This window comes from Barnesiella viscericola DSM 18177, assembly GCF_000512915.1.
Classification (GTDB): domain Bacteria; phylum Bacteroidota; class Bacteroidia; order Bacteroidales; family Barnesiellaceae; genus Barnesiella; species Barnesiella viscericola.
On record NZ_CP007034.1, the window covers coordinates 1,319,742 to 1,345,389 of the forward strand.

Here is a 25,648-nt window from a genome sequence, read left to right on the forward strand (position 1 = left end):
CGCATGAGAGAGACAGAACCCGAAAGACAAAAACTCTACTACACCATCGGCGAGGTATCCGAGATGCTCGATGTAAACCAGTCGCTGCTGCGTTACTGGGAGTCGGAGTTCAAGACAATCAAACCCAAACGTTCGCCCAAAGGTACCCGCTACTACTCCCAGAAAGATATCGAAGAGATCAAACTCATTCACTACCTGCTCAAAGAGCGCAAACTCAAAATCGAGGGGGCCAAGCAGGTACTCAAAAACAAACGGGAGAGTGTAACCCGCACCCAACAGGTGGTAGAGCGACTCCAAGCCATACGCGACGAGTTAGCGGAAATCATCGACGACATGGAATAGGCGCGTCCCCCTGTACCGACGAAAGAGCCGCGGCAAACACCACGCGCCCAGCAGAAGCCCCAACAGCGCCCCGCAACTGTTGGCCAGGAAATCGAACCAGTCGGCACTGCGCCCTGCGGTCATCGCACCCTGCAACAGCTCCATCAGTCCGCCCCACGCTATCGCCACAAGCAGCCACGCCACCAACCGTCCCGGAGTAAACCCGAAGCCCAGGCGATACAGGTCGTAACACCCTACCACAACCAACCCCAGATACATACAGCCATGCACCACCTTGTCGGCCCCTTCGAAAAGGTGTATCTCCTCGGCATGCACCGGGTCCTCGGCCAGCGAAAGATAGGCAATGACCAGGAATACAAGTACCGTAGGCACGAACGGCCAAATCTTGAAAAAACGCATACGTTTCTAATTCTTTAGATGATAGAACATATATCCCGCCCAAGAGGTCGGACAACGCCCCTTCTTAATCAAGATACCCGCAAAGGTAACGCTTTCCTCCGGCAAAAACAAACCGGGCCAACTATCCGAAAATCACGACAATTCCTTACTCCCCAAAAGCCTCCATCGATTACATTTTTTTATAAAATCGGCCTAAACTCTTTTTTATCGACACTTTTTGCAAATGAATAAATTTAAATTTTATACTTTTGCACTTGAATAATAAGATTGAATAAAAATGGGAGAACATGTAAAATTTGCAACCAAACTGGGCATTATCGCCACCACAGTGGGTTCGGCGGTAGGTTTGGGAAATATCTGGCGATTCCCCTACGAAGCCGGCATGAACGGCGGTGGTGCCTTTCTGATGGTCTATATCCTGTGCGTACTGGTGCTGGGCATACCGGTCATGTGTGCCGAGTTCATCATTGGCCGCCACTCCAAGAGCGATACGGTCGATGCCTTCCGCAAACTGCGTCCCGGCAGCCGCTGGCACTACATAGGCTACATCGGCATATTGGCCTCGGTACTTATCCTGGGCTACTATCTGGTCATCTCGGGCTGGACCCTCGAATACCTCTTCCGGGCCATCACCAACGACCTGGCGGGAAAAACCGCTGCCGAGTTCAGGGCCGAGCAGAATGCCTTTATCCAAAGTGATTTACGCCCGTTATTGTGGACTTACATCTTCCTGTTTATCAACTATATTGTTCTTTCACGAGGCGTACAGAAGGGTATCGAGAAGATGTCGAACATACTCATGCCGCTACTGTTCGTCATACTGCTTGTCTTCTGTGTGCGTTCGCTCACACTGCCGGGTTCGAGCGAAGGGCTCTCCTTCTTCCTGCACCCCGACTTCTCCAAGATTACGCCGCAAGTCATCATACGGGCCATGGGGCAAGCCTTCTTCTCGCTAAGCCTGGGCATGGGTATCCTCATCACCTACTCCTCCTACTTCACGGCCAAGACCCACCTGATCAAGACGGCCACCACGGTGGCCATACTCGACACCTCGGTAGCCATACTCTCCGGCATCATCATCTTCCCGGCCGTATTCTCCTGCGGGCTCGACCCCGTAGCGGGGCCCGACCTGGTGTTCGTCACGCTACCCAACGTCTTCAACCAGATGCCCGTATCGGCCCTGTGGTCGACGCTCTTCTTCCTGTTGCTCACGGTAGCGGCGCTCACCTCGACGGTATCGCTCTTCGAGGTCTCCATCGCCTTCCTCATCAACTACCTGAACATGAGCCGCAAGAAGGCCACCCGCATCATGATGCTCGTCATCGCCGTGCTTAGCACCGTCAGCTCGCTGTCGATAGGTTCGTGGAGCGACATTCGCATCTTCGGGAAGACGCTCTTCGACGCCTGCGACTACTTCTCGGCCATCATCTTGCTGCCCGTGGGCGGACTGCTCATCAGTATCTTCATCGGCTGGTTCTTGAAGAAGAACATCTCGCGCGAGGAGCTCACCAACCGCAACAAGCTGCACGAGCCGCTGTTCAGCGCCATCTTCTTCTGCATCAAGTACATTGCCCCAATTATCATCATACTCATCTTCCTGTCGGGATTCGGCATCATCTGACATGGCTCTGCGGCACGACTCCTACTTCAACCTCTCGAAGGGGGAACGGCGGGCCACCCTGTGGCTGGCCATCGTCCTGGTGATTCTCATCGGGGTACGCCTCGCCCGGCAATACCTGCCGGCGCGGGAGAGTGAGGCAGACAGCACCGAGCAAACAACCTTTCAACAGGAATTGAAGGAGTTTGGCAACTCGCTCCGCGAAAAGGAAACCCCGAGCGGGAAGAAGCAATCGGCTTCCACCCGGGAACCCCGGCAACCTAAAAAGCTGGAACCGGTTCCCCGCGAAGAGTAATCCCCCTTTTGCCGACCGCCCAAGAGAGAGGGTGTACAGCCACAACAAAGTTTTTGCCGGAATCATACCGTTCCATTCAACAAAAAGCGTTATCTTCGCTTAATTAAAGAAGTCCATCGACACCGAGGCAAGCCGAATCGCCCGGCAATGCCTCCGGGTCCTGCAAGAGATTGTATATATGATGCTTCGGAACGTACAGAGAAAACCGCTATCGTTGAACCTCGGGGGCGAACTCCTTTCGCTGTCGAGGCCCTTGGTTATGGGTATTCTCAACGTAACCCCCGACTCGTTCTATGCCGGCAGCCGCACCCCCGAGCGGGAGCAGATTGCCGCCCGGGTGCACCAGATGGTCGACGAAGGGGCCGACATCATCGACATCGGCGCCTACTCGTCGCGCCAACAGGCTACCGACATTACCCCCGACGAGGAGATGCACCGCCTTGCCACGGGGCTCGAAATCATTCGCCGGCTCTACCCGCAGGCCCATGTATCGGTCGATACCTTCCGGGCCGATGTGGCCGCCCGCTGCGTGCGGGAATACGGGGTGCAGATCATCAACGACATCTCGGGCGGCGAACTCGACCCGCACATGTTCGAGACCGTGGCCGAACTGAAAACGGCCTATATTCTCATGCACATGAAGGGCTCGCCACAGACGATGATGCAGCAAACGCACTACGACCACCTTATCGCCGAGATGCTCTACTACTTTGCCGAGCGCATCGCCCGGCTCGAAAGCCTCGGGGTGAACGACATCATCATCGACCCGGGCTTCGGTTTCAGCAAAACCCTCGACGACAACTACCGGCTCATGAACCGGCTCGACGAATTTGCCCGCATCGGCCTGCCTCTGCTGGTAGGCATATCGCGCAAATCGATGATATACAAACTGCTGGGCTCGACACCCGACGAGAGTCTCAACGGCACCACGGTGCTCAACACGCTGGCTCTGCTGGGAGGGGCTCACATCTTGCGGGTGCACGACGTCAAAGCGGCCGTCGAGACGGTCAACTTAGTTTCCAAAACCTTACAATCGACAGACTGACATGTTTTCATTCGGCATAAAAGACATTATCGACATACTCATCGTGGCCTTGCTGCTCTACACCCTCTACAAGATGATGAAGGAGTCGGGCACGATAAGCATCTTTACCGGGGTGCTGGCCTTCGTGGGGGTGTGGATCGTGGTCAAACAGATACTCGACATGCGGCTCATCGGCTCCATCATGGACAAGTTCATGAGCGTGGGTCTGCTCATTCTCGTCATTCTGTTTCAGGACGAAATCAAACGGTTTCTCGTGCAACTGGGCTCCCACAAGCGATGGCGGTTCTTCTTCAACTTCTTCCTCAAACACAAGGAGCAGGGCGAAAAGCCCTACATCATACCGGTCGTCTATGCCTGCATGAACATGGCCAAGACCAAGACGGGCGCCCTCATCGTCATCGAACAGGGGGTATCGCTCGACAACTACAAGAACACCGGCGACACCATCAATGCCAACGTGAACGCGCGGCTCATCGAGAACATCTTCTTCAAGAACAGCCCGCTGCACGACGGCGCCCTCATCATTGCCAACGACCGCATTGCCGCCGCGGCCTGCATCTTGCCGGTATCGCACAACAACAAGATTCCCAAATCGATGGGACTGCGTCACCGCTCGGCCCTGGGCATCACCGAGGTGACCGATGCGCTGGCCATCGTCGTGTCGGAAGAGACGGGCAACATCTCGCTCGCCCACAACGGCAAAATCACCACTAAAATATCGGGTAAGGACCTGGAACGCATGCTGGTACAGGAGGCTATCGACTAGTGCCCCGTACCCACAGAAGAAGTCAATCGCAGGCGGTCGACGACCCCGTGTGGGCCTTCTGCTCGGCCAGCGTATTGCGCTCCCAGAATACCCCGTCGGCATAACCTTGAATCGACGGGTCACGCTCGGCCAGGCTCAGCCGCTTGGCCGCCCACAGGCAATACTCCTCATTCAGCTCCACCCCCAGATAGCGGCGGTTCAGTTTCTTGGCCACCACGGCCGCGGTACCGCTCCCCAGGAAGGGATCGAAGACGAGGTCGCCCTCGCGCGACGAGGCCAGAATCAACTTGGCATAGAGCTTCTCGGGCTTCTGTGTAGGGTGGTCGGTATTCTCGGGCATCGACCAGAAGGGAATGCTGATATCGTCCCAAAAGTTCGAGGGACAGGTGAGGCGGAAATTTCCCCGGTCGCTCTCCTCCCAATCCTTGGGTTTTCCATTCTGCCGGTAAGGCGCCAGCACCCGCCGCTTCTGCTTTACCGCCTCGACATTGAAATAGTAGTGACGCTTGTCCTTCACCCCATACCAGATGTCCTCCATGCCGTTCTTCCAGTTCTGCCGGGCCCCCTTGCCCTTCTCGCGCTGCCAGGTGATGCGGTTGAGCACCGTGAGCTCCTCGGCCATCACCGTCTGCAAGGCGGCAGTACATCGCCAGTCGCCGCACAGGTAGAGCGACCCGGTGGGTTTCAGCTTCTCGCACACCCGGTGGAACCAGCTGCGCAGGTAGTCCAGATAGGCCTCTTGCGAACGGGCTTGAAAGTTCATGCCGTGGAAATCCTTCGACAGGTTGTAGGGAGGATCGACGATAATAAGGTCGGCCAAGCGGTCGGGGATACGGTCGAGCACCGCCAGGAGGTCGCCCCGGATAATCCGGTTGTCGAAATCGAAACCGTCGGTTACCGCCTCGGCCGGCGTAATCAATTGGCTCAACGCCGCCACCTCGTCGGGGGTAATCGTTATGGTGCGGTTGTTCTTGGCACGTTTCTTCTCCATACACTCATTCCGGGACCGGGACTTGTCCGGCCAACCCGTCGGTGAAGATAGTCAATTTTCGGCAAATCGGCGGCTACCCCACCCCTGAAAAAAAAGAAGAGGGGCACGAAACTGGTTTCGCCCCCCTCTCTGTATCCTAAAAGTCTGATAGATTCCTCACGAACGGTTGGCCCGCTTGCGCTCGGTCTCGTCGAGAATGATTTTGCGCAAACGCAAGTGGTGAGGGGTTACCTCGACATATTCATCTTCTTTGATGTATTCGAGCGCCTCTTCCAAACTGAAAATGACCGGCGGAACGATGTGAGCCTTGTCATCGGCACCCGACGCACGCATGTTGGTCAGCTTCTTCGACTTGGTTACATTCACCACAATATCGTTCTCCTTGGCGTTCTCGCCTACAACCTGACCGGCATAGACCTCCTCTTGCGGGAAGATGAAGAAGCGGCCACGATCCTGCAACTTGTCGATGGCATAGGCATAGGCCGTGCCCGACTCCATGGCGATGAGCGAACCGTTGGTACGACGATCGATATTGCCCTTCCAGGGTTGATATTCGAGGAAGCGGTGTGCCATGATGGCCTCGCCGGCCGAAGCGGTCAGTACATTGGTACGCAACCCGATGATGCCGCGCGAAGGAATTTGGAACTCGATGTGTATGCGGTCGTTCTGGGTGGTCATCGACACCATCTCGCCCTTGCGGCGGGTTACCATATCGATAATCTTGCTGGCATACTCCTCGGGCAGGTTGATGGTAAGCAATTCGACCGGTTCGCATTTCTGCCCGTCAATCTCCTTGATGATTACCTGCGGCTGACCTACCTGCAACTCATAACCCTCGCGGCGCATCGTCTCAATCAAAACCGACAAGTGCAACACGCCACGGCCATAGACCGTCCAGGCATCGTCGCTATCGCCCCGCTCCACACGCAGAGCCAGATTCTTGTCGAGCTCGCGTTTCAAGCGCTCGGCAATGTGACGCGAAGTAACATATTTACCGTCCTTCCCGAAGAAGGGCGAATCGTTAATCGTAAACAACATCGACATCGTGGGCTCGTCGATGGCAATACGAGGCAAAGCCTCGGGCTCATTGGCATCGGCAATGGTATCGCCAATCTCGAAATTCTCGATACCCACGAGAGCGCAAATATCGCCCGACTCTACCGACTGCACTTTGGTGCGGCCCATACCCTCGAACACGTCGAGCTCCTTGATGCGCTGCTTCACCGTCGAGCCGTCTTTCTTGCACAGAGCGACCTCCATGCCCTCTTTCAACACACCGCGGTGTACACGACCCACGGCGATACGGCCTACATACGACGAATAGTCGAGCGAGGTAATCAGCATCTGGGGCGTACCTTCGAGATGTTGCGGCTCAGGAATGTATTTGATGATGGCATCGAGCAGCGGGGTAATGTTGTCGGTCGGTTTGCGCCAGTCGGTCGAGAACCAGCCCTGCTTGGCCGAACCGTATATGGTGGGAAAATCGAGCTGGTCTTCGGTAGCATCGAGGCTGAACATGAGGTCGAGCACCATCTCCTGCACCTCGTCGGGGCGGCAGTTCGGCTTATCCACCTTGTTAATAACCACGATAGGCTTCAACCCTATCTCGATAGCCTTCTGCAACACAAAGCGGGTTTGCGGCATGGGGCCCTCGAAGGCATCGACCAGCAGCAGACAGCCGTCGGCCATGTTGAGCACACGCTCCACCTCACCTCCGAAATCGGAGTGCCCCGGAGTGTCTATAATATTGATTTTGTAATCTTTGTACCGAATAGAAACATTCTTGGAGAGAATCGTGATACCTCGTTCCCGTTCCAAATCATTATTATCCAATATCAACTCTCCGGAGTTCTGGTTCTCGCGAAAAAGGTGTCCGGCCAAAAGCATTTTGTCCACCAGCGTCGTCTTGCCGTGGTCGACGTGAGCGATAATCGCAATGTTTCTGATTTTCTGCATATAACCTATTTTAACCAAGTAAAGGGCACACACAACGCAAGTTACACCTGCAACAGCCTCTACGTTTCAAGGTGCAAAGTTACTATATTTTTTTAAATGATACATCACTCTGCGGCGTTTAGTATTGTTTCTGTCACCGGATTGCCTGCCTCTCGGGCTCATCACGGCATATCACAAAAGTACCTTCCACCCTCCCCCTCGAAAAAAGAGGCTTTATTTTTTTGTAACTCAAAAACAAATAGCTACCTTTGTGCGCTCAATAATTTATATTAACAACAAAACTCAAAGAAATGTACTTAGATTCTGAGAAAAAGAAAGAGATCTTTGGGAAATACGGAAAGTCCAATACTGATACTGGCTCACCCGAAGCGCAGATTGCATTATTTTCCTACCGTATAGCCCATTTGACTGAGCACTTGAAGTCAAATCACAAAGATCATAGCACTGAACGAGCTCTTAAAATGTTGGTTGGTAAACGTCGTCGTTTGCTCGACTACCTCATCAAGGTCGACATCAACCGCTACCGTGCCATCATCGCACAAAAAGAGCTGGGTATCAGAAAGTAATTCTTTACGCTACACAGCAAAAAGAAAAGCGATTCGAAAACGAATCGCTTTTTTTGTATCCTTACCGAAGGTGCCGGCCCGCTCAATCGTCATAACGCTCCATTTCATAGCCATAGCTGGACGAGCTATAACTGTCGCTGTAAAGAATCAGCGTAGTGGCATAATCCTCGTCCCGACCATAGGCCCACAAATTGGCCCGATAGTGGAACATCTCGCCATCGCCACTAAGATCGACCCACTCTTTGTAGAACTCGTGATAAGCGCTGCCTTCTTCCGACTCAAATCCAAACACGAAGCCGACGAAGCCGTCGCCATCGAGGTCGCACGGGCAAGTATAATCGGTAATCATCTCCGACGGGAGGGTGCCCCCACCCAGACTTTGACGGTTCAAAACCACCTCACTCGAGAAATGGAAATGTGCCTGGCCGTTGGAAAACTCAATCCACTCAATCGAACAGGGAAGTTCTTCACCCACATAGGCCATCTCGCCCGACGGGTTCTCGACATAACCGGCTTTTACTACCCGCCACTTACCGGCCAGAGCCGTGGTATAATTCCCTTGTATGGGTTCGTCGTCGCCCCCGAAAAGGTCGTCCATCAACTCGCTGCACGAGGTCAGAGAGACTACCGTCAGGGAGACCAGCAGCATCCGCAATATACTATCTTTCAGTCTCATATTCTTCTTTTTATTAAACTCACAAACTCATAGCTTGTACAATCAGTCGTCGTAACGCTTCATCTCATAGCCAAAGTCGACACACTCGGCATTGGTGCCATAGAGCACAAGCGTGGTGGCATAGTCCTCGTCCTTGCCATAGGCCCACTGACGCACCGACGAGTAGAATATCTCTCCGGTATCGCCCATATCATACTCGGCATAGGTCTCGACATAGCTGTCCCGATCGCTGTCGTATCTGAACCCGAAGACGAAATTATGGAAACCACTCCCGTCGAGTTCACACGTACAAGTATAATCGGTCATGGTTGTCGAGGGTCTCTCACTCCCGCCAAAGCCGAGGTAATCGAGGGTTACCGGCTGTGAAAAGTGAAAATGAGCCTGACCGTTGGAAAATTCGATCCACTCGAGCGAACAGGGCACTTCACCCCCTTCTCTCACATGAGCCATCTCTTCCGGTACATTTTCAATATCCCCGGCAGCTACGACCCTCCACTTACCGGCAAGGGCTGTCGAGAAATTACACTGAATGGAGTCCTCCTCTCCATCTCCAAAAAGTTCCTCCATCAATTCGCCGCACGATGTAAAAGAAAGCAGCACACTCAGGCACAACAGTACCCCCGAAATTTTTCTTAAACTGATCATTGTATATATTCGATTAAAAGATTTGTCTATCTCAGCACCGTAATACAGTCACTTCACGCCTCAAAGATAACATTCTTTTACATACTATCACCTCGATGCCCTCCTTTATTTATCAAAAATCTCACGTTGTCTCATAAACGACTGAGCCGCGACTATCAAAAGATAATCGCGGCTCTGGCTGTCGGTCATACACCTTGTCGTATTATATACGTTCCAATACGGTTTGAATCAGATCCGAAACGGCCGTCTTGTAATTGGGATTGGCATGATGAGCCACCCGGTTGGCAATGATGCTGCACACGGTCATGGCCTTGTGCCCCATCAGCTTCGACAGGCCGGCCAGGGCCGAGCTCTCCATTTCGTAGTTGGTCACCACATAGCGGCCATATTTGAAGGCCTCGATTTTCTTGTTCAGCTCAGGATCGGCCAGCGGCAAGCGCAGCTCGCGACCCTGTGGGCCATAGAAACCGTTGGCCGAGATGGTCACACCCCGCACCATGTCGTCGCCTCCGATGCGGGCCACCAGTTCGGGGTCGCTGTCGACCACATAAGGTGCCGCCCACAGCGGGTTCCACTTGACGGCCTCGCAAAAAGCCTTTTCAAAGTCGAGGTCGCAGATTTCGTTGCGCCCGGCATAGAAGTTGAGCACCCCGTCGAACCCAATAGCTTTCTCGGCAATGACCGGCGTACCGATGGGGACATGGGGTTGAAGACCGCCCGAGGTCCCTACCCGCACGAGGGTCAACTGGCGGAACTGGGGTTTCTCATATCGGGTGGCAAAGTCGATATTGGCCAAGGCATCGAGTTCGTTGACCACAATATCGATATTGTCGGTACCGATACCATGCGAAAGGCACATCACCGGTTTGCCTTTATAGGTTCCGCCTATGGTATGAAACTCCCGGCTCGAAACCTCGAAATCGCGGGTGTCGAAAAACGAAGCGACCAAATCGACCCGACCGGGGTCACCTACCAAGATTACCTTGTCTCTCAACTGCTCGGGGAGCAAATGCAGATGGAAGGCACTGCCATCGGCATTGATGATAAATTCTGACTCTGGGAAATGTTTCATATTGCTAAAAATTTTACCACGCCGCCCGACATCAGGTGGACGGCGTGGTACGAATATACAGATTGTGTGCGAATCGGCGAAATTGTTTGTTCTAATTTTGCCTAAAAAGCCATGAACGACTCGGGGTTCACACGTCCGTTCCCGGCACAGTACGGGCCACGACGTGTCACGCCTTCTTCTCGGCCGCTTTCTTGGCAGCTTCGGACTTGACCTCCTTTTCCTTCTTGGCTTCGGCACGTTTGGAGTGGCGTTCGGTACGAGCCGACTTCAACTCTTTCTGCAACATCTCTATCTCCGAAGCCTGGTTCTTGATGGTGGTGAGCAGGGCGTTCAACTCCTCGTTTTCAATCGACTCGGGGTACTGAGCCTCAACCCTCACAATAAAGTCGCTCAGCACGTTCATGTAGTTGGTAAAGGCCTCATAAGGGCTGTCGTAGGGGCTGTAATGGCTATGTACGGCTCCATCGGAAAGGTACTTGGTGCACATGTAGTAGAAGTGGTCGCTGGCTTGCAGATAGTTCCAGTCCTGTTTCAACCGACGGTCGTCGCACAGGCGCACCCGCTCGGCTACCGAATAGAGTTTGCTGAAAGCCTCGTTTTGCAACGTGTTCCCCAACCAGGCACTGGTATCGCGAGCCTCATCGGCCCACGACATGGGATAGGGTACCGACAGGGCGTCGACCGGTTTGAGCCTGCTGATGGCCTCGGTAGGCGTGCAGAAACCTATGCCCTCCTGCTCGGCGAAACGCGGCAGGGCTTTCATGAACTCGAAGATACCCGACTCGCGCGGTTGCAACTCGCCCAGGGTTTCGTAGTTCATGAAGAGGTTGACAATGGGCTCTTCGGCCGGCGTGTTCTTGATCCACGAGATAAACTTGTCGGCCGTGAGGGGATAGTCGCTCCACTCGTAGTTGGAGAAGCGGAACGAAATATCGTCGCTCATCTTGTAGTTCTTCAACAGCAATTTCAGTTTGGGAGCCGCCGCCGAGCAATAGAGGTAGTTGGGACTCTTCCAACCCAATATATGCTTGGCCCCTTCGGTAATGGCACCCTTGAATCCCATCGAGGCGATCATCGAGGCGATATCGTCGGAGAATATCAACTCGGTATTGCGGAATACCTTGGGCTTCACCCCAAAGAGCTGCTCAATCTTTTCGTCGTGTTGCTTGACCTGAATCTTAAACTCTTCGGGATCGCTCAGCGAGGCCAGCGAGTGGGCATAGGTCTCGGAGAGAATCTCCACGCAATCGGTCTTGACCAGCTCTTTCATGCTGTCGATAAACTCGGGCACATAGATTTCGAGCTGTTCGAGAGCGACACCCGAGATAGAGAAAGCCACCTTGAATTTGCCATTGGCATTCTTGATCATTTCGAGCAACGTGGCATTGGCCGGCAGATAGGACCGTTGAGCGATGCGGGTGATAATATCGTCGTTGGTAAAATCGTCGTAATAATAGTGGTCGTTACCGATGTCGAAGAAACGATAGCGTTTCAGACGAAACGGTTGATGAATCTGAAAATAGAAACAAATGGTTTTCATATGAGGTTGTGTTTTTTCATTAATTATAATTGCGCAGCACATTGTGGTAGATGTCGAGCACCTTCTGGCCGGCATATTTCCATTTAATCTCACCTACCTCACGCTCGCCCTCTTCGCGCAACTGTTTATAGATGGCGGGGTAGGTAATGATCGAGTAGATGGCATCGGCCATGGCATCGATGTCCCAATAGTCGATTTTGATGACATTGGTCAAGATCTCGGCACACCCCGACTGCTTCGAGATAATCGAGGGTACCCCCACCTGCATGGCTTCGAGCGGCGAGATGCCGAAGGGCTCGGATACCGAAGGCATCACATACACGTCGCTCGCCTTCAACATCTCGTAGACCTGACGTCCACGCAGGAATCCGGTAAAGTGAAAACGATCCGATATGTTGCGTTGAGCCGACAGCATGATCATCTTGTTCATCATATCGCCGTTACCGGCCATGACAAACCGCACATTGTTAGTCTTACGCAATACACGGGCTGCGGCCTCGACAAAATACTCGGGCCCCTTCTGCATGGTGATACGCCCCAGGAAGGTGACAATCTTCTCCTTGGGATTGTGAGGCATCACAATCGACTTGATTTCGTCGCTCAGCGGCTCAACGGCATTGTGCACCGTTGTCACCTTGGCCGGGTCGATATGATACTTTTCGATGACGGTCTGGCGCGTGAGGTTGCTCACCGTGATGATGTGGTCGGCATGCAACATACCGTCGCGCTCGATATTGTAGACCGTGGGGTTCACATTGCCGCGGCTGCGGTCAAAGTCGGTTGCATGCACATGAATCACCAGCGGCTTCCCGCTCACCTGCTTGGCATGGATACCGGCCGGATAGGTGAGCCAGTCGTGCGAATGAATAATATCGAACTGCTCGGTGCGGGCAATCACACCGGCCACGATAGAGTAGTTGTTGATCTCTTCCATGAGATTGTCGGGGTATCTTCCCGAAAACTCGATACAACCCAGGTCATTTGTTTTCAGATAATTAAAATCTGCATAGATATGACTGCGAAGGTCGAAATACTCCTGGGGATCCATGCAGTAGCCATACCGCTGCTGCACGTAGTCCCAACTGACATCACGCCAGGCTACGGGGGTATTGGCGGCCCCGATGATATGGGCAAAAGTTTTATCCTCATCGCCATAGGGTTTCGGTATGACAAAGGTGATTTCAATGCCACCACACTCGGCCATGCCCTTGGTGAGGCCATAACTGGCCGTGCCCAAGCCTCCCAGGATATGAGGGGGAAATTCCCAACCAAACATAAGCGCTTTCATAGATATAGGAATTTAGGCTTTACATATTATACTTTTTCAATAACTTCAACACTCTCAATATCTCACCGACGTTGGCGGCATAGCTGATGGCTCCCCGGCCGGCAAACGGCGGATTGCCGTCGAACAGCTCGGAGATGGAGCCGATGCAGGTCTGCGACATTTCGTCTTCAAACCCTATCAGCATGCGTTCCAGGAACGACACGCCGCTGATGCCGAATACTTTGAGATAGGCTTCGGCATAGGCTCCCATCAGCCACGGACGCGCCGGTCCCTGGTGATAGGCGTACTCCCGTTCGGTTTGCGAGCCCACGTAGGTGGGGTTATACCCATAGCTCTTGGGACTGAGGGTGCGGATTCCCTTGGGGGTGAGCAATTCGCGCGTAACCACTTCGAGTGCCCGTTTGCGCTGCCGCTTGTCGAGCGGCGAGTAATCGAGAGCCAGGGCAATGAGCATGTTGGGACGCACACTCCAATCCGACATAGACCCGTCGACATAGTCGATCAAGTAACCGTAATCGTTCAGGAAGGTATTGACAAACGACACACCAGCCTTGTCGGCAATGGCATTCCACTGCTCGACCTTCGAAGCCAGTTCCTTATCCTCGGCATAGAGAGCGGCAGCAAATTTCAGCGCATTGTACCACAAGGCGTTGAACTCTACCAGATAACCGCTGCGGGGATTCACGGGCCGACCGTCGACCACGGCGTTCATCCACGAGATGACCCGGTCCTTGCCGTTGGAGTAGAGCAACCCGTTGTCGTGCAAGAACAGATTGGGGTGCTTACCCTTGATGATGTAGTCGAGAATGTCGCACACGAAGCGGCCGTATTTCTCGCGGCAAGCCTCCATACCCTTCTCCTTGGCATAGTGATAAACGGTCCAGATGGCCCACAACGGAATATCGGGCAAGTCGAGTTCACCGATATTCTCATCGAGTTCACCCGTTGTCATGAAATGGCGCAAAGCCTTCTCCGACGAGCTCATCACATCTTCAAAAGTCTGCTCATCGTCGATGGCCAACGTACACCCCGGCAAAGCTATGAACTGGTCGCGAGCCCGCACTCTGAACCAGGGATAGCCTGCCAACAGGTAGTGGCCCTTCTTCTGCTTGAAATAGAACTGCTGTGCCGAATTTTTCAAGCAGTTGTAGAAACTGGAACGACACAGATGCCGATTGGCCAACTCCTCGTCATACAAGCGCGTCATCGAACGCGGCTTGGCCTCAACCGTCCCGGCCGAGAAGATAATGCTCTCGCCCTTCTTGATGGGAATCTCGAAATAGCCCGGTACATAGAGGTCCTCCTGATAGGGATAGCCCCGTTCCTGATCCTTGATATACTCTATTCCCTTGTACCAATGAGGGTCGAAGACAAACTTGGGCTCCTTGTTGCACTGCATGTAAAGCCGGGGATAGCCTTGATACAGACAGCAACTAATCCCGTTGGGCACCTCCTCATAGCGCTGGTCGAGCACATAATTCTCCACGCACAAGTCGTTGGCATTGCGGAAGGCGAGGAACGGCCGGAATTGCAATATCGTCGGAGAGTGGGCATCGACGAGCGTATATTTGATCAATATACGGTTCTCGTGCGAAACAAACACCTTCTCCTTGGTGAGAATTACACCTCCTACCCGATACATGGTCTGAGGCACCGACTCACAGTTAAATTCCCGAATGTACTTGTGGCCATTGGGGCTGAAACAATCGCCCTTGTACTTGTGCAAACCCAAGTTAAAGGCTGCCCCGTGCTGAATGACCGTCTCGTCCAGCGACGACAGCATCACATGGTTATCCTTGTCCAGCTCGGGAATGGGGATAACCAGCAAGCCATGCTGCTTGCGGGTGTTGCAATCGACGATTGTCGTACAATGATAAGCCCCCGACTTGTTGGTACGCAGCATCTCCTTGGGCAGCGACCATTCGAGGTTTATCATCAGGTTCTTGTCAAATTTCAGATAACTCATATCTCAATTATATTTCACTTACTTTCTCTTCTTAAAACTCAATTTCTCTCCTGATGGTTGGCTATTTCCTCCCCTAAAACGGCAAAATATATCACAGAGTCAGAAGGCAACAGCCTATATTTGTCTCGAATTTAACATATAACGAAATAAAATGCAAACATTTTTCTCCCGAAAAAGGTATGTTCTTAAACACATCTTTACAAATAACAATATATCAATCTCTTAGAACAGTTTTAAAATAAAAAAGGTTCCGGCCGAAACCGAGACCTTTTTATGAAGAGAAGAGAGCTTCTTTCTATCGTTTGATTATGCGGTTCACCTGTACATCATATGGCATCAGAACGATTCGAGTGCTACGGCCAGGTTCTGCAAGAACATGCGCACCGAAAGGGCCAGCAGGATAATACCGAAGAACTTGCGCAACACATATACGCCTGTCTTGCCCAACACCCGTTCCAGAATATGGACGTTGCGGATAACGATGTAGATGACAACGATGTTGAGAACCAAAGCGGCCAAGATGCTGCCCAATCCATACAGGGCCCGCAACGAAAGCAGGGTGGTGAACGACCCGGCTCCGGCTATGAGCGGGAAGACGATAGGCACAATCGAGGCGGCCCCCTCAGGACCATCGTTCCTGAAAATCTCGATACCCAACAGCATCTCGATGGCCATCACAAAGATAACCAACGCACCGGCAATGGCAAACGACGAGATATCGACCTGGAACAGTTCGAGAATTATGTTTCCCATGAAGAGGAAGGCCAGGAAGGTGATGAGCGAATAGACGGCGGCTTTCCAGGCTACGATGTTGTGGCCCTTTTGCTTCATGTCGATAATAATCGGGGTGAGGCCCGTAATATCGATTACCGCAAATAGAATAATAAATGCACTCAGAAAATCCTGAAAGTTAAACGACAGTATATCCATATTCCATATAGTTTAGGCATGTAACATTTTCCTCTTCAACCGGGCTCAAACGCCCGTCATTGCTTGCCTGGACCTGTTGTCCGACCGAGGCAAAGTTAATGAAAAAAAAAGAAATCAATACTTTCTAAACAAAGAAGATGTTTTAGCATTTCTAACGAAACATAGTAAAAAAAATTTGTTAGATTTGAAAAATCTAATCGAGAGAGCATATGGACAGCATGTATGATGTTTTATTACAGCTCCCTATCTTCCAGGGAGTGAGCCGGAATAAAATATCGGAGTTGATTGAAAAGATGAAATTTCATTTTCTCAAATACCCCGACGGCGAAAAAATTGTAACCTGTGGTGAAGAATGTAACCATCTGAAATTCCTTATCTCGGGAGAGATTCGGTCGGAACTGATCACCCAAAACGAGAAAATGAGAATTTCGGAAAAGATACAGGCTCCCAATGTGTTGGCGCCCGAGCATCTGTTTGGGCGGGACACTTATTTCCCGGCCAACCTGTATGCCTCGGGAACCGTGGGAATCATGCAAATCGAGAAGGCCTCGGTCGTACAGATGTTGCAGGAGGAACCCATCTTCCTCATCAACCTGTTGAATATCCTTTCCCGCAAGTCGCAGAAGGCACTTGAAAGTTTCACGGCACTCTCGTCGAACGACTTGAAGGAGCGTTTGGCCTTCTGGGTACTGAGCCTCACCCAACAGAAATCGACCGACATACGCATCATCTGCAAGCAGAAGGACCTCTACTCCTTCTTCGGGGTACAGCGGTCGGTCTTCCTGTCGACACTCGACGAACTGAAAGAGAACGGCATCATCGACTATGATCCCAAGGAGATTCTTATCCTCGACCGTACCCGCCTGAAAGATCTGTTCCTCGGGAGCGACCAGGAAGACGAATTTTAACCGCCTCTTTATACGGGAGAAGAAACATTCTCCCCAAAGAGGCGGGAGGAAAGTCCCCATGAGAGTGAGAGGAATCCTGAACGGGGAGTTTTCTTCCAGACATAAAGAGCCCCCAAAGCCATTTGGCTTTGGGGGCTCTTCGTTTATCGTTCAGGCTACCGGCTCAGCCGGGAACCTTTTATTTCTTCACTACGCGGAAACTCTTGGTGCCTTCGTCCGTCGTCACAACCATAATCAGGCTACCGGCGGGGAGAGTGGTTCCCTCGATGTAGTTCTCACCTTCGCTCACCTCGACACGGCTCAACAACCGGCCGGCCAGGTCGAAGATGCGAGCTTCGCCATTGCCTGTGGCAAACAGGGTTACACCCTCGGTAAAGAGCGTGGGATAGACCATCGTGTGTGCGGTACGATCATCGTCGATACCCGAAGGCAGGTCGCTGGAAGGCTCGATGTTCATCACGAAATCGTAGCAACCACCCTTGTCGATGTTGTCCATGGCGGTGTGTTCGTGAGCCGACTTGTTGTGCCAGGCATCGGAGAACTGGATTCTCAAACGGGTCTCGGCCACTTTGGCTTCGGCAGGCACCGTAATATTGACCGAGAAGTCTTTCATCATCGTATTACCGTTTGCTGACAAAGTTTGATCAGTGTCCTCATAAGAGTCGATACCTACCTTGGTAATCATCTCACCTTCATCGTCGAAATCGAAGTCGCGATTCCAGTCGGCAAAGAGTACGGCATGGCACCAAATCATCTGCTCGGTACACTGTACACGCAGGGTAAACTCCTGACCGGCTTCTACCGTAAAGGCCGACTGGGTGTCGATAAATACGGTCGACGGTTTGGACGAAAGCGTATAGTTGAGGTCCTCAACGGCACCGGTCGTCGTGGCCGAGGTCACATAACGAGATTCTGTATCGTGAATCGTTCCCGTGGGGTGTTCCCATTCGGTCAGGAAGGTGTACTCGGCCGAGGTCATCACACTGTTCGACATACCCTCTTTCATGGCGATGGCATTGACGGTAACGGTCTCACTCAGGGTGATGGGGTCCTCATACAGCGTCGAGTTGGCCGTGGGAGTAGAACCATCAAGCGTATAGTAGATTTGAGCACCTTCGGTGGCAGTAGTTATCTCCAAGGTCTGAGCCTCAGTATAATATCCGGCAGGAACCGAGAATACAGGAGCGGCTACGGCTTCAACACCAGGTTCAATATAGGTATCGGCCTGATTGGTGAGCCAGTCGAGCGAGAAGTTCATAAAATAGGTACTGTACTTGTCGGTATTGTAATTCTCCTCGGCATAGACTCCTATCGTACCGTCTTCGAGAATAGCAATCGACGAATAGGCCGATCCGGTAGGACAAATCGACTTCTTCACCGACCAGGTACGTCCTTCGTCGTAGCTCAGGAACACGGTGAGGTTCTGCCGATTGGCACCATCGTTGGGCAACGTGTGGAGGATACGGTCCTTGTCATAACCGTCGAGCGTCGAAGTGTATCTTACGATATCGCCGTTGCAGGCGGGCTCAACCATCTCGGCCCACGAGCTGACGGTAGAGGTGTTTTTTTGAGTCCAGCTAACGGCCTCGGTCGTCGAGGGTACATTGTCCGAAATCGTGTAATAGCGGGCACCCTTCGACTGGCGACGGACACTCATCAAGATGCGGCCGTCGTTCAGCTCTACCACTTTCGATTCGTCACCGCCTACCATAGCACAATTCGATACATTCCATGTCACACCGTTATCATTCGAATAAACCACATGATTGTAAAGTGTATTACCCGAATCGTGACGCATGGCAGCCACAAACATCAGCACACCGTTGCGGGTTTTCAAACCGTTACCGGCAGCGCAGAACGAAGCAGTCCACGAAGCACGCTCGCCTCTGAAAATCTGGTCGGTAATATCTTGGGGGGCACTCCACGATTGGCCATTGTCGGTACTGCGCGAGATATAGGTTCTGATACGGTTGGAAGTCGTCGAGGCAAACAGTCCGTTGCCACCGATGAAGATGCAGAGCAATTCATTCTCGGTATTGGTTCTTACGATAGCGGCGTCGCCATAGCCATGATACTGGCCCGTACCTTGTGCCATAGTTACAGGCTCGCTCCATGTCTTACCGTTGTCGGTACTGCGGCGCACCACGATATCAATATCCTCGGGAATATCACTCTGGTTATATTTCCGTTTGTCGGTAATGGCTACAAGCGAACCGTCCCAAGCCGTAATGATGCCGGGGATACGGTAAGCCACCGAACCATAATCGCCGGGGGCGAAAAGCAGGGTACGGCCCAACAGAATTTCACGGCTGCCCGTGGTTATGGCGCTCACGGCTTTCTCGTCGAGCATGGTGGGCTTGATGGCTACGCGGTTACCCTCGGCAGCCGTCTCGGACACATCGAAAGTTACCCACAGATACTTGGTTCCTACGGGACTTTCGCCAGTAAGCGCACACTCTACGGTGTTTTCGGTGGGGGTACAAGTTCCCAAAAGTTCAGCCTCACCGGCCTTGCGGGGATCGAACGAATTTTGATCGGTCATGTATACCTTGATAGCGGTAATATCCTGTACGTTGGTCGTACCGGTCAAATCGAGCGAAAGGTTACCGAACGTATAGGTACCCTCTTGCCCGGTAATAGCAACGGCCATCGAAGAGGCAATCTCGTTGGTATTTCCGCGTCCGGTAAAGTTGGTATCGGCTTTGGAGGTAGCCGAATAAATGGCAACGTCCGAGCCCACGGGATCGAATCCCGAAAGGGTAGCATCGTGACCATGGCCGCTGATGTCGGGGACAGTCAAACCCGATATGTTGGCAAAGTCGTAAGCGGCAATCAAGGCTTCGGTATCAGGCCCGACCGTAGCAGTCATATCGGCGGCCACCTCGGCGGCAGTCAAGGCCTTGCTCCAAAAACGAACATTGGCCAACTTACCGTCCATCAGATGATCGGGTGTGCCAGTAGTAGAACCACAGCCCAAATAAATGGGGTTGTTGTTGACCACGGTCCACGAATTAAGTGCAGCATTTTGCTTCCAATTGCCCTGCTGGCCATCGCGATAAAGAGATACCGTATTGTCGGCCCGGTTGATAACCATGGCCAAGTGCATCCAAGTACCTGTTGTTCCTGTTCCTACGTTACACCAGTCGGAGAAAATATTGCCACTCTCCCCGGCAACAGGCGTATTCACAGCATAGTACTGCGTGCTGCTGCCGCCGCCCCACAATTCATAGCCCGTGGTTTGGGGATTCTCTCCCAGTACCCGGCGAGAGACGAACCGTTGGCCATTTATCAATGCATCGACATTAACCCAACAAGTGATCGAAAAACTTTCATTCGCATCGATGTTAAAATCTTCGTGCGAAGGAATCTCAGCATACTGGTCAGTCCCATTAAACTCGATAAAGCTATTAGGCTGAGAAAAAGCCGCAGTGTAGCTCGTCAACAGTATACCTGCGGTCAATAAGAAATTGGTTAACTTCATGATATCTATAATATTAAAATAAGATCCGCCGCGAATATACAAATATTATACTAAAATTTTAATATAAAATAAAAAAAATATTTCATTCTTAAATTTGTATAATGTTCCATTTTTCAATATGATACCATCATCAGCAGTACATACATATAAAAGAAGCCCGGGACAAATGCCCCGGGCTTCTATCTATTAAACGGTCAAATGAGCGCTTCTTAATCTTCCTGTTCTACACCCCATTGCTGTTTGGCCAGACGACGGTAATTGTTGTAACGCCATTTGGCATTGTCTTCGGCTGCTTTGAACAGTTCGGCTGCTTCATTAGGATATTGTTTCATCACCGAAGCAAAACGAACCTCACCTTTGAGGAAGTCTTGGAACTTCGACCAGTCGGGCTCTTTGCTGTCGAGCGTGAAGGGGTTCTTGCCCTCGGCTTCCAACTCGGGGTTGTAACGCCACAGGTGCCAGTAACCGCAAGCTACGGCAGCAGCCTCTTCGGCCTGAGCCTTACCCATACCGGCTTTCAAGCCGTGGTTGATACAGGGTGCATAGGCGATGATGATCGAAGGTCCGTTGTAAGCCTCGGCTTCACGGATAGCCTTCAAGGTCTGAGCCTGGTCGGCACCCATGGCTACTTGTGCACAATATACATAGCCGTAGGTCGAAGCGATAAGCCCCAGGTCTTTCTTGCGGACGCGTTTACCCGAAGCGGCAAACTTGGCGATGGCTCCCATCGGGGTTGCCTTCGAGGCCTGACCACCGGTGTTGGAGTAAACCTCGGTATCGAGTACCAGTACGTTGACATTCTTGCCCGATGCCAATACGTGGTCGAGACCGCCGAAACCGATATCGTACGAAGCACCGTCACCACCGATAATCCATTGCGATTTCTTGATGAGGTACTGGCTGAGCGAAGCAATCTCCTTGCAGATGTCGCACTTGTCGGCATTGGCTTTTACGATAGGTGTAATCTTGGCTTCGAGCTCGACGGTGCGATCGGTGTCTTCCCGATTGGCAATCCAGTCGGCAAAGAGCTCCTTCGTTTCGGCCGGGCAGCCGTCACTTTCGATAGCCTGTTTCATGAGTTTTTCCAGACGGTCGCGCATCTTCTCTACGGCGAGCGTCATACCCAGACCAAATTCGCAGAAATCCTCGAACAGCGAGTTGGCCCAAGCCACACCTTTGCCTTTCTCGTTGGTGGTATAAGGAGTCGAAGGAATCGAACCCGAGTAGATCGACGAACAACCCGTGGCGTTGGATACCATTTCGCGGTCGCCGAAGAGTTGCGAAATCAGTTTCACATACGGTGTCTCACCGCAACCCGAGCAGGCTCCCGAGAATTCAAACAGCGGAGTGGCAAACTGCGAGTTCTTCACATTCGACTTGATGTCTACCAGGTGTTGTTTGCTCTTCACGTGGTCGGCGCAATAGTCCCAGCGGGGAGCTTCGCTCAACTGACTTTCGAGGTCGACCATCGAAAGGGCCTTGCCGTTCTTGTTGCCCGGACATACATCGACGCAGTTGCCGCAACCCAGACAGTCAAGCACGTCGACCTGCATGCGGAAGTGCATACCCTTCATCGTGGCGGGCACCTTCATCTCGAGCGTCTCGCCCTCTTTGAAAGGAGAAGCGGCGAGCTCGTCTGCATCGAGAACGAACGGACGAATCGAAGCGTGAGGACAAACGTAGGCACACTTGTTACATTGGATACAGTTCTGATTGTTCCATACCGGTACGAAGGTCGACACACCGCGTTTCTCATATTTGGCGGTTCCGGCAGGCCAGGTACCGTCCTCGATACCCGAGAAGGCCGATACGGGCAGGTCGTCGCCGGCCTGTGCGTTGATGACTTTCACTACCTTCTCGACAAATTCGGGAGCTTTGCTCTCTACGACTTCGTCGTCGGGGAGGTTGGCCCATGCGGGATCTACGGCCACTTTTTCGTATTCACCGCCACGGTCAACGGCAGCATAGTTCTTGTTTACCACATCTTCGCCCTTCTTGCCATACGACTTCACGATGAATTTCTTCATCTGCTCGATGGCCAGGTCGACGGGGATAACCTCTGTGATGCGGAAGAAGGCCGATTGCAGAATGGTGTTGGTGCGGTTGCCCAACCCGATTTCCTGAGCAATCTTGGTAGCGTTGATGGTATAGAACGAGATGTTCTTCTGAGCCAACGTGCGTTTTACGTTGTTGGGCAAGTGTTTTACCAGCTCGTCGGCCGTCCAGATGGTATTGAGCAGGAAGGTACCGTTAGGACGGATACCGCGCAATACGTCGTACATGTGCAAGTAGGCCTGAACGTGACAGGCAACGAAGTTAGGCGTATTTACCAGATAGGTCGAACGAATGGGGGTATCGCCGAAACGCAGGTGCGAGCAGGTGAAACCACCCGATTTCTTCGAGTCGTACGAGAAATAAGCCTGGCAATATTTGTCGGTGTTGTCGCCGATGATTTTTACCGAGTTCTTGTTGGCTCCTACCGTACCGTCGGCACCCAAGCCATAGAATTTGGCTTCGAACATACCTTCGCCACCAAGGGCAAGCTCCTCTTTCGGGGGCAGCGAGGTGAAGGTAACGTCGTCGACGATACCGATGGTGAAGTGATTTTTAGGCTCGGGCAAAGCGAGGTTCTCGTATACCGAGAGGATTTGCGTGGGAGTGGTATCTTTCGAGGCCAAACCGTAACGACCGCCTACGATAAGCGGGGCATCGGCCTTGCCGTAGAATACGTCCTTGACATCGAGGTAGAGCGGTTCGCCGTTCGAGCCGGGCTCTTTGGTACGGTCGAGAACAGCCACGCGTTTTACCGTCTTGGGCATCACGGACAGGAAGTGCTCGGCCGAGAAAGGACGATACAGGTGAACGGCTACCAAACCTACCTTCTCGCCTTTGGCCATGAGGTAGTCGATGGCTTCGCGGGCAGCCTCGGTTACCGAACCCATGGCGATGATTACGCGATCGGCATCTTCGGCACCGTAGTAGTTGAACAGGTGATAGTCACGACCTGTGATTTCGTTGATCTTCTGCATATAGTCTTCCACGATAGCGGGCACGGCCTCGTAGAACTTGTTGGAGGCTTCGCGGTGTTGGAAGAAGGTATCGGGGTTCTCGGCCATACCGCGCATAACCGGTTTCTCGGGGTTCAAAGCGCGGGCACGGAACTCGGCCAAGGCCTCCTGGTCGATGAGCGGAGCCAGATCTTCGTTATCGAGAGCCTCGATTTTCTGAATCTCGTGCGAAGTACGGAATCCGTCGAAGAAGTTGACGAAGGGCACACGCGAACGAATGGTCGACAGGTGGGCAACACCGGCCAAATCCATTACCTCTTGTACCGAACCTTCGCACAACATGGCGAAACCGGTCTGACGGGTCGACATCACATCTTGGTGGTCACCGAAAATAGAGAGTGAGTGAGAAGCCAATGTACGAGCCGATACATGGAACACACAGGGCAGCAACTCACCGGCAATCTTGTACATGTTGGGAATCATCAGCAAAAGGCCTTGCGATGCGGTGTAAGTAGTCGTCAAGGCACCAGCCTGCAAAGAACCATGAACGGCTCCGGCAGCACCACCCTCGGATTGCATCTCCTGCACGAGAACGGTCTCGCCAAAGATGTTTTTACGTCCGGCAGCAGCCCATTCGTCTACATACTCGGCCATCGTCGAAGAGGGAGTGATAGGATAGATGGCAGCCACCTCGGAAAACATATACGAGATATGTGCAGCGGCTTGGTTACCATCACAGGTTAAGAATTTTTTTTGTTTACTCATCTTTTCTGTTATTAAGTAAATAATATTGTTTTTTCGTTTTCCATATCAATAGACAAAGCCAAAGAGCCACAGGGGTATGAGGTTGTCGCTCCCCACCTTCAAGTCGTCGACGGCATAGTAGAAGTTGGGGTTGATGCGGCTGCGGGGCACACTGCCCTGCACCCGGAAGAGTTTCTCGCGATTGACTAGGAACTGGGCGTTTTTGCTGCCCATGTTCAACCGGTGGTCCTTGTGCAGCGTGTTGTAGAAGAAGGTTTCGCGAACGGCCTGCGCATCGACCTGCACCGAACGGTTGGAGTAGATGATGTTGGTATTGTGCATGTAGACCATCGCCGGTTTCTTGGGAAACTCCTCACCCTCGCGATAGAGCATGTTGATGAGGCGGGCGTCTTTCAAACTCTTGATGTAGTTCATGACCGTCGCCCTCGAAATCTGTATGTCCTTGCTCAACTGGCTCACATTGGTGGGAGCCGGCGACTGTACCGACAACAGATACATCAACCGCCGCACCTTGGGCAGATAGGAGAGCTCAATCTGCTTGATGAGCAGGATATCGACCTCCATAATCATGTTGATGTTCTTGACCAGATTCTCCGAAAAGTTGGCTTTGTCGAGGAAGAAGGGGTAGTAGCCGTGGTGCAGATAGCCGGGGAAATAGTCGAGCGGATTGACGCGGCTGCATATCTCCTGGGCTATCGACTTGTGGTGGGCGATGATGTCGTCGAGGGTGTATGAGGGAAACTGGGTCGAGGCCATCAGGTTCAGATACTCCCTGAACGAGAAACCCCGCAGGTTGTACGAGTCGACCAGACCGGCCAGCACGGGATTCTCCTCTTTCAACCGCATGACCGATGAGCCGGAGAAAATGATTTTCAGCTCGGGGTAGTGGTCGTAACAGTATTTCAACTCCTCGGACCACCCGGGATATTTGAACACCTGGTCAATGAGCAGCACCCGGCCGCCCTGGTCGTAGAAACGTCCGGCAAACTCCCGCAACGTATGCTCGGTAAAGTAGAGGTTGTTGAGATTGATGTACAGGCACGACCGATCCAAGCCGTAATTCTCCTTGGCATACTGCAACAGGAAGGTGGTCTTGCCTACTCCCCGGCTGCCCTTAATGCCTACCAGACGGCTGTTTTTGTTGATCTGGTACATCAAGTCGCGCTTGACGGGCGACTCAACATGCTCAACGAGATACTTGTGTGTTCTGTAAAACGATTCCACGTCTGCACTCTTAAACAGGTGGCAAAGATAATAAAAACATCAATTTTTGGCAAGCCGACTTTACAATTTATCCTCCGATTAAGGGTATCCCCTCCTATTTTAACATTCTTTCAAGAGTGTCGTCCGATTTCTTCCCCGCCAGAAAGTTACTAAAAAGAGACGCCGTT

The 25,648-nt window shown here is 52.4% G+C and carries 20 protein-coding genes; 7 read left to right on the top strand and 13 right to left on the bottom strand.

The features are described from left to right. Positions 1–3: 3 nt before the first annotated feature. Positions 4–342 carry a MerR family transcriptional regulator gene (locus BARVI_RS05210; RefSeq protein ID WP_025278221.1) on the top strand — a complete coding sequence of 113 codons (339 nt, stop codon included), beginning with the start codon at positions 4–6 and terminating at the stop codon, positions 340–342. Here the strand turns inward: BARVI_RS05210 and BARVI_RS12915 are convergent. Beyond that, on the bottom strand, positions 313–741 hold the full coding sequence (locus tag BARVI_RS12915) for a VanZ family protein (protein ID WP_025278222.1): 429 nt from the start codon (positions 739–741) through the stop codon (positions 313–315). The two genes, BARVI_RS05210 and BARVI_RS12915, sit on opposite strands and share 30 nt — an antisense overlap. Before the next feature lie 271 nt (positions 742–1,012). On the opposite strand from BARVI_RS12915, the gene BARVI_RS05220 reads away from it, so the two are divergent. The 4 genes from BARVI_RS05220 (at position 1,013) to cdaA (ending at position 4,465) form a co-directional block, all read left to right on the top strand. Continuing rightward, positions 1,013–2,362 (top strand): sodium-dependent transporter, encoded by a 1,350-nt coding sequence (locus BARVI_RS05220; protein WP_025278223.1) that lies wholly within the window; start codon positions 1,013–1,015, stop codon positions 2,360–2,362. Between the two features lies 1 nt (position 2,363). Beyond that, positions 2,364–2,654, top strand: coding sequence for a hypothetical protein (locus BARVI_RS05225; RefSeq protein ID WP_025278224.1), 291 nt, complete (start codon positions 2,364–2,366; stop codon positions 2,652–2,654). Positions 2,655–2,832: 178 nt separating this feature from the next. Next, positions 2,833–3,699, top strand: a complete 867-nt coding sequence (gene folP / locus BARVI_RS05230) for a dihydropteroate synthase (protein ID WP_394330829.1) — start codon at positions 2,833–2,835, stop codon at positions 3,697–3,699. Position 3,700: 1 nt separating this feature from the next. Then, positions 3,701–4,465 carry a diadenylate cyclase CdaA gene (gene cdaA, locus BARVI_RS05235; protein WP_025278226.1) on the top strand — a complete coding sequence of 255 codons (765 nt, stop codon included), beginning with the start codon at positions 3,701–3,703 and terminating at the stop codon, positions 4,463–4,465. Positions 4,466–4,487: 22 nt separating this feature from the next. On the opposite strand, the gene BARVI_RS05240 is transcribed toward cdaA, so the two are convergent. Both BARVI_RS05240 and typA read right to left on the bottom strand, forming a co-directional pair. Next, the gene (locus BARVI_RS05240; RefSeq protein WP_038534279.1) at positions 4,488–5,456 is read right to left on the bottom strand and encodes a DNA-methyltransferase; all 969 of its coding nucleotides are present in this window, start codon (positions 5,454–5,456) and stop codon (positions 4,488–4,490) included. A gap of 156 nt (positions 5,457–5,612) precedes the next feature. Then, on the bottom strand, positions 5,613–7,412 hold the full coding sequence (gene typA, locus BARVI_RS05245; protein ID WP_025278227.1) for a translational GTPase TypA: 1,800 nt from the start codon (positions 7,410–7,412) through the stop codon (positions 5,613–5,615). A 290-nt stretch (positions 7,413–7,702) separates the two neighbouring features. Here typA and rpsO point away from each other — a divergent pair, with 290 nt between their 5' ends. Continuing rightward, a complete protein-coding gene (rpsO, locus tag BARVI_RS05250; protein WP_025278228.1) occupies positions 7,703–7,978 on the top strand; it encodes a 30S ribosomal protein S15 in 276 nt (91 codons plus the stop codon). Between the two features lie 82 nt (positions 7,979–8,060). On the opposite strand, the gene BARVI_RS05255 is transcribed toward rpsO, so the two are convergent. From BARVI_RS05255 to BARVI_RS05285, 7 genes are all read right to left on the bottom strand, one after another. Then, positions 8,061–8,654 carry a hypothetical protein gene (locus tag BARVI_RS05255; RefSeq protein WP_157232541.1) on the bottom strand — a complete coding sequence of 198 codons (594 nt, stop codon included), beginning with the start codon at positions 8,652–8,654 and terminating at the stop codon, positions 8,061–8,063. A 42-nt stretch (positions 8,655–8,696) separates the two neighbouring features. Next, a complete protein-coding gene (locus BARVI_RS05260) occupies positions 8,697–9,299 on the bottom strand; it encodes a hypothetical protein (RefSeq protein ID WP_157232542.1) in 603 nt (200 codons plus the stop codon). A 202-nt stretch (positions 9,300–9,501) separates the two neighbouring features. Then, positions 9,502–10,371, bottom strand: a complete 870-nt coding sequence (locus tag BARVI_RS05265; RefSeq protein WP_025278231.1) for a nucleoside phosphorylase — start codon at positions 10,369–10,371, stop codon at positions 9,502–9,504. A gap of 166 nt (positions 10,372–10,537) precedes the next feature. Then, positions 10,538–11,911, bottom strand: coding sequence for a glycoside hydrolase family 57 protein (locus tag BARVI_RS05270; protein WP_025278232.1), 1,374 nt, complete (start codon positions 11,909–11,911; stop codon positions 10,538–10,540). 19 nt (positions 11,912–11,930) lie between these two features. Continuing rightward, on the bottom strand, positions 11,931–13,199 hold the full coding sequence (locus BARVI_RS05275; RefSeq protein WP_025278233.1) for a glycosyltransferase family 4 protein: 1,269 nt from the start codon (positions 13,197–13,199) through the stop codon (positions 11,931–11,933). 19 nt (positions 13,200–13,218) lie between these two features. Next, a complete protein-coding gene (locus BARVI_RS05280; RefSeq protein ID WP_025278234.1) occupies positions 13,219–15,165 on the bottom strand; it encodes a glycogen debranching enzyme N-terminal domain-containing protein in 1,947 nt (648 codons plus the stop codon). Between the two features lie 336 nt (positions 15,166–15,501). Then, positions 15,502–16,095, bottom strand: coding sequence for a MarC family protein (locus tag BARVI_RS05285; protein WP_025278235.1), 594 nt, complete (start codon positions 16,093–16,095; stop codon positions 15,502–15,504). Between the two features lie 209 nt (positions 16,096–16,304). Here BARVI_RS05285 and BARVI_RS05290 point away from each other — a divergent pair, with 209 nt between their 5' ends. Beyond that, a complete protein-coding gene (locus BARVI_RS05290) occupies positions 16,305–17,003 on the top strand; it encodes a Crp/Fnr family transcriptional regulator (RefSeq protein WP_025278236.1) in 699 nt (232 codons plus the stop codon). Between the two features lie 178 nt (positions 17,004–17,181). Here BARVI_RS05290 and BARVI_RS05295 read toward each other — a convergent pair whose 3' ends face one another. From BARVI_RS05295 to BARVI_RS05305, 3 genes are all read right to left on the bottom strand, one after another. Continuing rightward, entirely contained in the window at positions 17,182–20,484 is a 3,303-nt protein-coding gene (locus BARVI_RS05295; RefSeq protein WP_025278237.1) for a chitobiase/beta-hexosaminidase C-terminal domain-containing protein, read from the bottom strand. 209 nt (positions 20,485–20,693) lie between these two features. Further along, positions 20,694–24,257: a pyruvate:ferredoxin (flavodoxin) oxidoreductase gene (nifJ, locus tag BARVI_RS05300; RefSeq protein ID WP_025278238.1), complete on the bottom strand. Its 3,564-nt coding sequence runs from the start codon at positions 24,255–24,257 to the stop codon at positions 20,694–20,696. A 45-nt stretch (positions 24,258–24,302) separates the two neighbouring features. Next, positions 24,303–25,481 (bottom strand): ATP-binding protein, encoded by a 1,179-nt coding sequence (locus BARVI_RS05305; protein WP_025278239.1) that lies wholly within the window; start codon positions 25,479–25,481, stop codon positions 24,303–24,305. Between the last annotated feature and the right edge of the window lie 167 nt (positions 25,482–25,648).

What these genes read in the sequence shown, in the direction of transcription:
- BARVI_RS05210 (WP_025278221.1), top strand. Translation starts at nt 4, where the DNA reads ATGAGAGAGACAGAACCCGAAAGACAAAAACTCTACTACACCATCGGC.
- BARVI_RS12915 (WP_025278222.1), bottom strand. Translation starts at nt 741, where the DNA reads ATGCGTTTTTTCAAGATTTGGCCGTTCGTGCCTACGGTACTTGTATTC.
- BARVI_RS05225 (WP_025278224.1), top strand. Translation starts at nt 2,364, where the DNA reads ATGGCTCTGCGGCACGACTCCTACTTCAACCTCTCGAAGGGGGAACGG.
- folP (WP_394330829.1), top strand. Translation starts at nt 2,833, where the DNA reads ATGATGCTTCGGAACGTACAGAGAAAACCGCTATCGTTGAACCTCGGG.
- cdaA (WP_025278226.1), top strand. Translation starts at nt 3,701, where the DNA reads ATGTTTTCATTCGGCATAAAAGACATTATCGACATACTCATCGTGGCC.
- BARVI_RS05240 (WP_038534279.1), bottom strand. Translation starts at nt 5,456, where the DNA reads ATGGAGAAGAAACGTGCCAAGAACAACCGCACCATAACGATTACCCCC.
- typA (WP_025278227.1), bottom strand. Translation starts at nt 7,412, where the DNA reads ATGCAGAAAATCAGAAACATTGCGATTATCGCTCACGTCGACCACGGC.
- rpsO (WP_025278228.1), top strand. Translation starts at nt 7,703, where the DNA reads ATGTACTTAGATTCTGAGAAAAAGAAAGAGATCTTTGGGAAATACGGA.
- BARVI_RS05255 (WP_157232541.1), bottom strand. Translation starts at nt 8,654, where the DNA reads ATGAGACTGAAAGATAGTATATTGCGGATGCTGCTGGTCTCCCTGACG.
- BARVI_RS05260 (WP_157232542.1), bottom strand. Translation starts at nt 9,299, where the DNA reads ATGATCAGTTTAAGAAAAATTTCGGGGGTACTGTTGTGCCTGAGTGTG.
- BARVI_RS05265 (WP_025278231.1), bottom strand. Translation starts at nt 10,371, where the DNA reads ATGAAACATTTCCCAGAGTCAGAATTTATCATCAATGCCGATGGCAGT.
- BARVI_RS05270 (WP_025278232.1), bottom strand. Translation starts at nt 11,911, where the DNA reads ATGAAAACCATTTGTTTCTATTTTCAGATTCATCAACCGTTTCGTCTG.
- BARVI_RS05275 (WP_025278233.1), bottom strand. Translation starts at nt 13,199, where the DNA reads ATGAAAGCGCTTATGTTTGGTTGGGAATTTCCCCCTCATATCCTGGGA.
- BARVI_RS05280 (WP_025278234.1), bottom strand. Translation starts at nt 15,165, where the DNA reads ATGAGTTATCTGAAATTTGACAAGAACCTGATGATAAACCTCGAATGG.
- BARVI_RS05285 (WP_025278235.1), bottom strand. Translation starts at nt 16,095, where the DNA reads ATGGATATACTGTCGTTTAACTTTCAGGATTTTCTGAGTGCATTTATT.
- BARVI_RS05290 (WP_025278236.1), top strand. Translation starts at nt 16,305, where the DNA reads ATGGACAGCATGTATGATGTTTTATTACAGCTCCCTATCTTCCAGGGA.
- BARVI_RS05295 (WP_025278237.1), bottom strand. Translation starts at nt 20,484, where the DNA reads ATGAAGTTAACCAATTTCTTATTGACCGCAGGTATACTGTTGACGAGC.
- nifJ (WP_025278238.1), bottom strand. Translation starts at nt 24,257, where the DNA reads ATGAGTAAACAAAAAAAATTCTTAACCTGTGATGGTAACCAAGCCGCT.